Here is a 7,367-nt window from a genome sequence, read left to right as displayed (position 1 = left end):
GGTGCTTGTCAAGGCATCTTTCCCGCCTTGACAAGCACCCTCCTCCCGTCATCACAATCGGCTTCGGGGTGCCTCCACCACGAACGAGGCGCAATGTCGCCGCCAGGCGACGAGCCCCCCGAAACCCGGCCCCCTCAAACAACATCCCCCCGCCGAACCCGATAAACCTGCAACCTCAAGTCGTAGTACTTAGTAGTCTCCCCCACCCACTGCATCCCAATCCGCTCCGCGGTAGCAATCGCCCGGGTATTCCCCGGCCGCGCAACCGCGAACAACTCATCCGTCCCGTCCTGCCGAAACGCCCACTCCACCAACGCCCGCCCAGCCTCAGTCGCATACCCGTGTCCCCACTCCTCGGGCCGCAACTGCCAGCTCAGCTCCAAATCCTCCCGAAACGGCGGCAGCAACCGAATCCCCAGCCCCCCGACGACCCGCCCGTCGCCGCGGAGCTCCACCGCCCACCGCCCCCGAGGCGGAATCAAATTCGGCTGCGCCTCCTGCCAAGCCTGCAACACCGCCCGCATCGCGGCCTCGTCCGCGACCCGGTCCATCGCAGGAGTCAGCCAATGCGTGACGTCAGAAGAGCCGTAGATCTGAAACGCGGCCTCGGCGTCGTCAGGGGTCCAGTCCCGGATCACGAGACGTTCGGTGGCAATCGGGAGGGTCATGGACAAACGGTACGCCCGTTTCACCCCCTCCGGGCAGGTGATCCAGGACGCACCCAAGACTCTTGCCCGCCAAGGACTCCGTCCGATATCGGGTTAGACTGCGCGGGTGGAGATCTGGGTGAACCCGCGTTGTTCGAAGTGCCGCTCGGCGGTGTCGCTGCTCGACGAGGCAGGCGCGGAGTACACCGTGCGCCGCTATCTGGAGGAGCCGCCGACCGAGGCGGAACTCGTCGCGGTGCTCGACCGGCTCGGGCTCGACCCGTGGGACATCACCCGCACCGGCGAGAAAATCGCCGGGGAACTCGGGCTGAAATCCTGGTCGAAGACCCCGGAGGACCGTCCACGGTGGATCGCGGCGCTCGCCGCGCACCCGGAGTTGATCCAGCGTCCGATCATCACCGCCGACGACGGCACCACCGTGGTCGCCCGCGACGAGGAAACCGTCCGGTCCGTGCTCAGCTGACCGCCACCGCGATCAGCGCCGCCGCCAGCAGCAGCACGTACGCGACGGCGTGCACCTTGTCCGGCAACCGGTCGGCGACCCGCCGGACGAGTGCGATCGTCGGCAGCGAACCGGCCAGCAGGGCTAACCCGGCGACGGGGTCGAGGTATCCCGACGGCCCGCCGCCCGCCGTCGCGTAGACCGCGGTCGCCACGACCGCGACCGGCACGCTGAGCGGGTTCGCCATCGCGGCCGCGTCCGCCATCGGAAGCCCTTTGCGGCGCAGCAACGGCACTGTCATCACACTTCCGCCCACGCCGAGGAAACTCGCCACCGCGCCGATTCCCACTCCGCCCGCGGTAGTCGTGAATGTGCTCAACGGCTTGGGTTCTCCTTGTGGTTTAAGGAATCCGCCACGCGCCAAGCTGTCCACAATGGTCACTGCGAGGTAGGCGATGAACAGGACGCGCAACAGTCCGTCTCCCGCGTAGGTCGCCGCCACCGAACCCACGACGGCGCCGACCGCGACAAAGGCGGCGAGCGGCCAGATGTATTCGCGCCGCAGACGTCCGGCGCGGGCCTGCACGACGGTCGCGCTGACCGCGTTCACCACCATCACCGCGGTGGAGGTGGCGACGGCGACATGCATCGCGTCGCCGCGGCTCGTGACCGCAGCGACCACTGGCACGGTGACGAATCCGCCGCCGAAACCGAACAGGACAGTCGTCACGCCGCTGAGGCAGCCAAAGAGCAGAAGAATCAGGATCGAGGTCCACACTGACTTCAAGGTAGGTCGCGAAGGGCTCGGCGCGCATCCGAAGATTCGCCAGGTTCTTTCGAGTTTCAGACACCTACCCTGTAGGCATGCGCAACGTCCCGTTGTCCGAGGTCGACGCCCTGCCGCGGGCCGTGCTCGCGATCAGCACGGACTACCCGCCGGACCACTTCCTGCCGCCACACCGCCACCGTCGCGCGCAGTTCCTCTACGGGGCCACCGGTGCCATGCGAGTCGGAACGGCCGACGGCACCTGGACTGTCCCGACGCGGCGCGCGGTGCTGATCCCACCGGAGACCGACCACAGCGTCGTGATGATGAACGTGACCACGCGCAGTCTCTACCTGGAGCCGTCCGCCGTGCCGTGGTTCCCGCGCCGCTGCCAGACCGTCGACGTCTCGCCCCTGCTGCGGGAATTGCTCCGGGAAGCCGTGGACGTCGCCCCGGAATACCCTCGACGCGGCCGGGACGCCACACTGATTTCCCTTCTGCTGCACGAAATCTCCCGCTGTGTTCCGTTGCCGCTCGAACTCCCGTGGCCGCGGCACGAGGGCTTGCGCGCACTGTGTCAGTCCTTTTCGGACGCTCCCGATGTGCACGATCCGCCGTCGCGCTGGGCCGACGAGTTGCACGTCAGCGAACGGACGCTGCACCGGCTGTTCCGCGCCGAAACCGGCCTGAGCTTCGCCCGCTGGCGCGAGCGGGCGTGTGTGCTGCACGCGCTCCCGCTGCTGGCCGCGGACCGTCCGGTCGCCGACGTCGCGGTCGCCCTCGGATACGAAAGCCCGGCCGCCTTCACGACGATGTTCAGCCGCCTGCTCGGCACCCCGCCCAGCTCCTACCGCGAGCCGTGACACAGGTCTCATTGAGTACAACTTGATTGCGCACAATTTAGTTGTACTGTTGGTCCCGTTCGGAACTTACTTCTGAGGAGGACCCCATGACTGCCACTGTCGTTCTGGTGCACGGCGCGTTCGCGGATTCGTCCAGCTGGAACGGGGAGATCGAGCAGTTGCGAGCAGCCGGGCACCGCGTGATCGCGGCGGCGAACCCGCTGCGCGGAGTCGCCGAGGACGCCGCCTACGTGCGGTCTCTGCTGGACAGCATCGAGGACCCGATCGTCCTGGTCGGACACTCCTACGGCGGTTCGGTGATCTCGGCCGCCGCAGCGGGCCACCCCGGGGTGCAGGCGCTGGTCTACATCGCCGGTTTCCTCCCGGACGAGGGCGAAAGCGCGGGCGAACTGGCCGGGAAGTTCCCCGGCGGGACCCTGGGGGAGACGTTGGAGCAGGTCACCCTGACCAACGGCGTCGACCTGTATGTCCGGCAGGACCTGTTCCACCAGCAGTTCGCGGCGGACGTCCCAGCCGAGCAGGCCGGTTTGATGGCGGCGGGCCAGCGCCCGATCGCCGCGGCGGCCTTGGACGAGGCATCGCCTGCGCCGGCGTGGAGGGACCTGCCGGTGTACAGCCTGATCCCGACCGCGGACAAGAACATCCCGCCCGCCGCGCAGCGATTCATGGCGGAACGCGCGGAGGCCGAGGTGGTCGAGGTAGAGGACGCTTCGCACGCGGTGCTGGTTTCGCAGCCGGAGGCGGTTACGGAGCTGATCCTGCGCGCCGCTCGGTGATCTTGGGCGGGTAAGGCTGGTCCGCGCTGCGCGGGTAGGTGCGCAGCGCGGCCGGGCGTGGTGCACGACGGCGGTCAGGCGGGTCTGACCGCCTTGTCGAGCCGGGGCACACCGCGGCTGGTCTGGCTGTGCGGTTCCGCTGAGGATTCGCGCGTTTGTGCAGGTCAACGGTCTCATTGTGCTGCGTTTGAGAGACCGGCCAGTCTCGTTGTGCGGACTTGTCATGGTCGTGCCGGACTTTCGCCGTTCACCGCTCAGGTGCGGCAGTTACCATCGGCGGCCATGAGTACCTCAGGGGGTCCACAGGAGCAGCCGGACACGCCGCAGGAGCCGGGCGCGGTCCCGCCGGGATGGCAGGCGCCTCCGGCGGGCGGGGCCGGTTATCCGCAGCAGCCCGGCGCTCAGCCGGGGCAGCCCGGCTATCCGCAGCCTGGGCAGTCTCCGCAGTACGGGCAGCCCGCGCAGCAGTATCCGGGCCAGCCCGCGCCGGGCCAGTACCCGGGTCAGGCCGGGCAGCAGTATCCAGGCCAGGCCGGGCAGCAGTACCCGGGTCAGCAGGGGCAATTCCCAGGGCAGCCCAGCCAGCCCCAGCCGGGCCAGCCGCAACCGGGTCAACCCCAGCCTGGCCAGCCGTACCCCGGCCAAGCCGCCTACCCCGGCCAGCAGGGTTATCCGGCACAACAGCCCGGCTACCCCGCCCAGCCGCAGCAGCCGGGAGCCGGTTACTCCCAACCTGGCCAGGGCTACCCGGCGAAGCCTCTCACCGCCCCCGGCCTCGGTGCCATTCCGGTGGTGCTCGGCGGCATCCTCGAGATCGTCGCCCTCTTCATCCCCTGGGTCACGTTCACCTTGGGCTCGCAGAGCGCCTCGGTCACGTTCATCGACGCCTTCAGCAAGCTGACGTCCGGCTCCGACGGTTTCGCCGCGATGTACGTGCGTTTCCTCGCCTTCATCCTGATCGCCGCGACACTGGGCTCCTCCCTTCCGTGGGTGCTCGGCGCGCTGCGCACGAAGAAGTCCGCCTACTGGCTGAGCGGGATCCGCAGCCGCGAACTGACTCCGCCGAACTTCTGGTGGTACCGCACCGTCTTCGCCGGGCGGGCGACGGTCCTGCTGATCTTCCACATCGCGGGCATCGTCACGATGTTCTCCAAGGACCTTTCGAAGATCGGCCTCGGCGCGTATCTGCTCATCGCCGGCGGGTTGCTGGTGGTCGTCGGCGCGGCGATCGGGCCTCGGCTCACGGCTGCCCGCTGACGTCGCGGATGACCGGGTTCTGACAAATGTCATCGCGCACCGGTGCGCGGTGACACTACGGCCCGCTTGCCCGTCCGCCCACCATGGGACGGGCAAGCGGCGCCGGATCCACCGGGCCGATCCACGGTCCGGAAAGGACAGTCATGAACTCCCGTCCCGCAACGGTTTCCGTTCAGCCCCGCACTGACCAGGCGGTCCGCGCGGTCCGTGTCCTGACCGGGGCTTACCTGGCGCTGAGCGTGCTCACCCTCGGCGCGATCTTCCTCCTCCGCGATGACCCGGCGATGGTCACCGACGTCGTCTGGGTCCGCGCCACGATCGTGGCCGCCAGCGCGCTGCTCACGTTCCTGTTCGCGAGAAGTGCCGCGCGCGGGTCGAAACGAGGACTGCTGCGGCTCCGGATCGTCTCGGCGGTGATGACGGTCGCGATCGTCGTCATCGTGTCGATTCCGGGTTTCCTGCCGCTGTGGGTCCGGCTTGAGCAGGGCGTCTGCGGGCTGCTTCTGCTGGCGGTGGTCCTGCTGGTCAACGGACGGCACGTGCGTTCGCTGTTCTCCGAGTAGCGTGCCGGACGTGGACCGCGGCCCCGATTCCGACGCGCAACGCTGGGTACTGGGCTGGCGCCGGCTCGTGCTGGACGCCGGCCTCCTGGTGTATCCGCTGATCGTCCTCGCCCAGACCGCGGACCAGACGGTGGCAGTCGTGGCGCTGCTGGCGTTCTGTGCCTGCTACATCGGGGCGGCCGTCGCCGCTTACGAGTTCCGGAGCCGGCTTTTCTGGATCTTGACCGGGGCGTTGACGGTGCTGTTCGCCGTCGTGCTGCCGATCGCGCGGGCGAATGCGTTCTACCTGCTCGCCGTGGTGGTCGCGCTCGCGGTTCCGCGGTTGCCGCGCTGGGGCGCGGTTCTCGTGCCGATCGCCGCGGCGGCGACTGTGCTCGTGCCGTGGGCGGTCTGGCACACCGATCCGGGGTGGGCGCAGGCGGCGGCGTTGGTGTTCACCGTGCTGGTGGTCGTCGCGTTCGCGGAGGCGTTGCGGGCGAACCGGGCGTTGGTGCGGGCGCGGGCGGAGGTCCAGCGGCTGGCGGCGGATGCCGAGCGTTCGCGGATCTCCCGGGACTTGCACGATTTGCTGGGGCATTCGCTCACTGCGATCACCGTGAAGAGCAATCTTGCCCGTCGGCTCGCGGCTAAGGGGGATGCGCGGGCGGGGGACGAGATCGGCGAGGTGGAGCAGCTTTCCCGGCAGGCGCTCGCGGATGTCCGGGCCGCGGTTTCCGGGTATCGGGACGTGACGCTCGCTGGGGAGCTTGCGCGCGGGCGGGAATTGTTGCGGGCGGCGGGGATTAGTGCGGATTTTCCTACCGCGGTGGATGGGCCGCATCAGGAATTGTTTGGCTGGGTGGTGCGAGAAGGGCTGACTAATGTGGTCCGGCATTCTCGGGCGACTGCTTGTGCGGTGATTGTTTCGGGGGATGCGGTGGAGGTCCGGGACGATGGGGTCGGTGCCGCGGCGGGGGCGGGGAATGGGTTGGCTGGGTTGAGGGAACGCGTTTTGGCGGCTGGCGGACGGATGGAAGCGGGGCCGGTGCGGCCTCGGGGGTGGCGGTTGCGGGTGACGGTGGGGGAAGCGTGACGATTCGGTTGTTGCTCGCGGATGATCAGGTGCTGGTGCGGCAGGCGTTGGGGACGTTGCTTGATCTGGAGGACGACTTCGTGGTGGTCGCGCAGGTCGGGCGGGGGGATGAGGTGGTGGGGGCCGCGCTGGAGCATCGGCCGGATGTGGCGTTGCTGGATATCGAGATGCCTGGGCTGGACGGGTTGGCGGCGGCTGCGGTGCTGGCGGAGCGGGTGCCGGGGTGTCGGGTGGTGGTGTTGACGACGTTCGGGCGGGCTGGGTATTTGCGGCGGGCTATGGAGGCTGGGGCGGTGGGGTTTGTGGTCAAGGACGCGCCTGCGGAGGCGTTGGGGGAGGCGATTCGGAGGGTGATGCGGGGGGAGAGGGTGGTGGATCCGGCGTTGGCGGTGGCTACGTTGGCGGCGGGGGAATCGCCGTTGACTGCGCGGGAGAGGGATGTGTTGATCGCGGCGCGGGGTGGGGGGTCGGTGGCGGAGATCGCGGGGAGTTTGTATTTGTCGGAGGGGACTGTGCGGAATTATTTGTCTGGGGCTATTGCTAAGACTGGGGCTCGGAATCGGATGGGGGCGGTTCGGGTCGCGGATGATCGGGGGTGGTTGTGAGGGGGCTGCTCGTCGCCTGGCGGCGACATTGCGCCGGGCTCTCGTGGGGCACCCCGAAGCCCGATTGTGCTGACGGTTCGGGGGTGCTTGTCAAGGCGGGAAAGATGCCTTGACAAGCATCCTCCTCCCGCATTTTTGGCTTCGTATCGGGGTGCAGGGTGGGGGCTGGCTGCCTGGGTTGTTTGGGTGTGGTGGCGGTGGTTGAGCGCGCGGCTTGGGTAGCTGGCTGGGTGGGGTGCGCGGGTGGCGGTTTGGTGGGGTGGGGCTAGCGCCCCAATGTGGCATTGGGTGCGTGGGTTGCAACGAATGTGGCATTGGGTGCGTGGGATGCACCCAATGTGGCATTGGGTGCGGC

General features: G+C 68.6%; 9 protein-coding genes. 7 read left to right on the top strand and 2 right to left on the bottom strand.

Features of this window, described 5'->3' with window-relative positions; all coding sequences use genetic code 11:
• Positions 1-134: 134 nt before the first annotated feature.
• The gene (locus ACWGIC_RS44260; protein ID WP_452081937.1) at positions 135-668 is read right to left on the bottom strand and encodes a GNAT family N-acetyltransferase; all 534 of its coding nucleotides are present in this window, start codon (positions 666-668) and stop codon (positions 135-137) included.
• A 106-nt stretch (positions 669-774) separates the two neighbouring features.
• Between ACWGIC_RS44260 and ACWGIC_RS44255 the strand changes: the two genes are divergently transcribed.
• The gene (locus ACWGIC_RS44255; RefSeq protein WP_452081936.1) at positions 775-1,131 is read left to right on the top strand and encodes an arsenate reductase family protein; all 357 of its coding nucleotides are present in this window, start codon (positions 775-777) and stop codon (positions 1,129-1,131) included.
• On the opposite strand, the gene ACWGIC_RS44250 is transcribed toward ACWGIC_RS44255, so the two are convergent.
• The gene (locus ACWGIC_RS44250; RefSeq protein ID WP_452081935.1) at positions 1,124-1,888 is read right to left on the bottom strand and encodes a sulfite exporter TauE/SafE family protein; all 765 of its coding nucleotides are present in this window, start codon (positions 1,886-1,888) and stop codon (positions 1,124-1,126) included. The genes ACWGIC_RS44255 and ACWGIC_RS44250 overlap by 8 nt on opposite strands.
• Before the next feature lie 86 nt (positions 1,889-1,974).
• On the opposite strand from ACWGIC_RS44250, the gene ACWGIC_RS44245 reads away from it, so the two are divergent.
• From ACWGIC_RS44245 to ACWGIC_RS44220, 6 genes are all read left to right on the top strand, one after another.
• Positions 1,975-2,739, top strand: coding sequence for an AraC family transcriptional regulator (locus ACWGIC_RS44245; protein WP_452081934.1), 765 nt, complete (start codon positions 1,975-1,977; stop codon positions 2,737-2,739).
• Between the two features lie 86 nt (positions 2,740-2,825).
• On the top strand, positions 2,826-3,515 hold the full coding sequence (locus ACWGIC_RS44240) for an alpha/beta fold hydrolase (RefSeq protein WP_452081933.1): 690 nt from the start codon (positions 2,826-2,828) through the stop codon (positions 3,513-3,515).
• Between the two features lie 282 nt (positions 3,516-3,797).
• Positions 3,798-4,772 carry a hypothetical protein gene (locus ACWGIC_RS44235; RefSeq protein ID WP_452081932.1) on the top strand — a complete coding sequence of 325 codons (975 nt, stop codon included), beginning with the start codon at positions 3,798-3,800 and terminating at the stop codon, positions 4,770-4,772.
• Positions 4,773-4,915: 143 nt separating this feature from the next.
• Positions 4,916-5,335, top strand: coding sequence for a hypothetical protein (locus ACWGIC_RS44230; protein ID WP_452081931.1), 420 nt, complete (start codon positions 4,916-4,918; stop codon positions 5,333-5,335).
• 10 nt (positions 5,336-5,345) lie between these two features.
• Positions 5,346-6,407, top strand: a complete 1,062-nt coding sequence (locus ACWGIC_RS44225) for a sensor histidine kinase (RefSeq protein ID WP_452081930.1) — start codon at positions 5,346-5,348, stop codon at positions 6,405-6,407.
• Complete coding sequence (locus ACWGIC_RS44220) at positions 6,404-7,012, top strand: response regulator (protein WP_452081929.1); 609 nt, start codon at positions 6,404-6,406, stop codon at positions 7,010-7,012. Before ACWGIC_RS44225 ends, ACWGIC_RS44220 begins: the two co-directional genes overlap by 4 nt.
• The last annotated feature ends 355 nt before the right edge of the window (positions 7,013-7,367 follow it).

The organism is Amycolatopsis sp. NPDC054798 (genome assembly GCF_053611505.1).
This window is presented reverse-complemented; position numbering and strand designations above follow the sequence as displayed.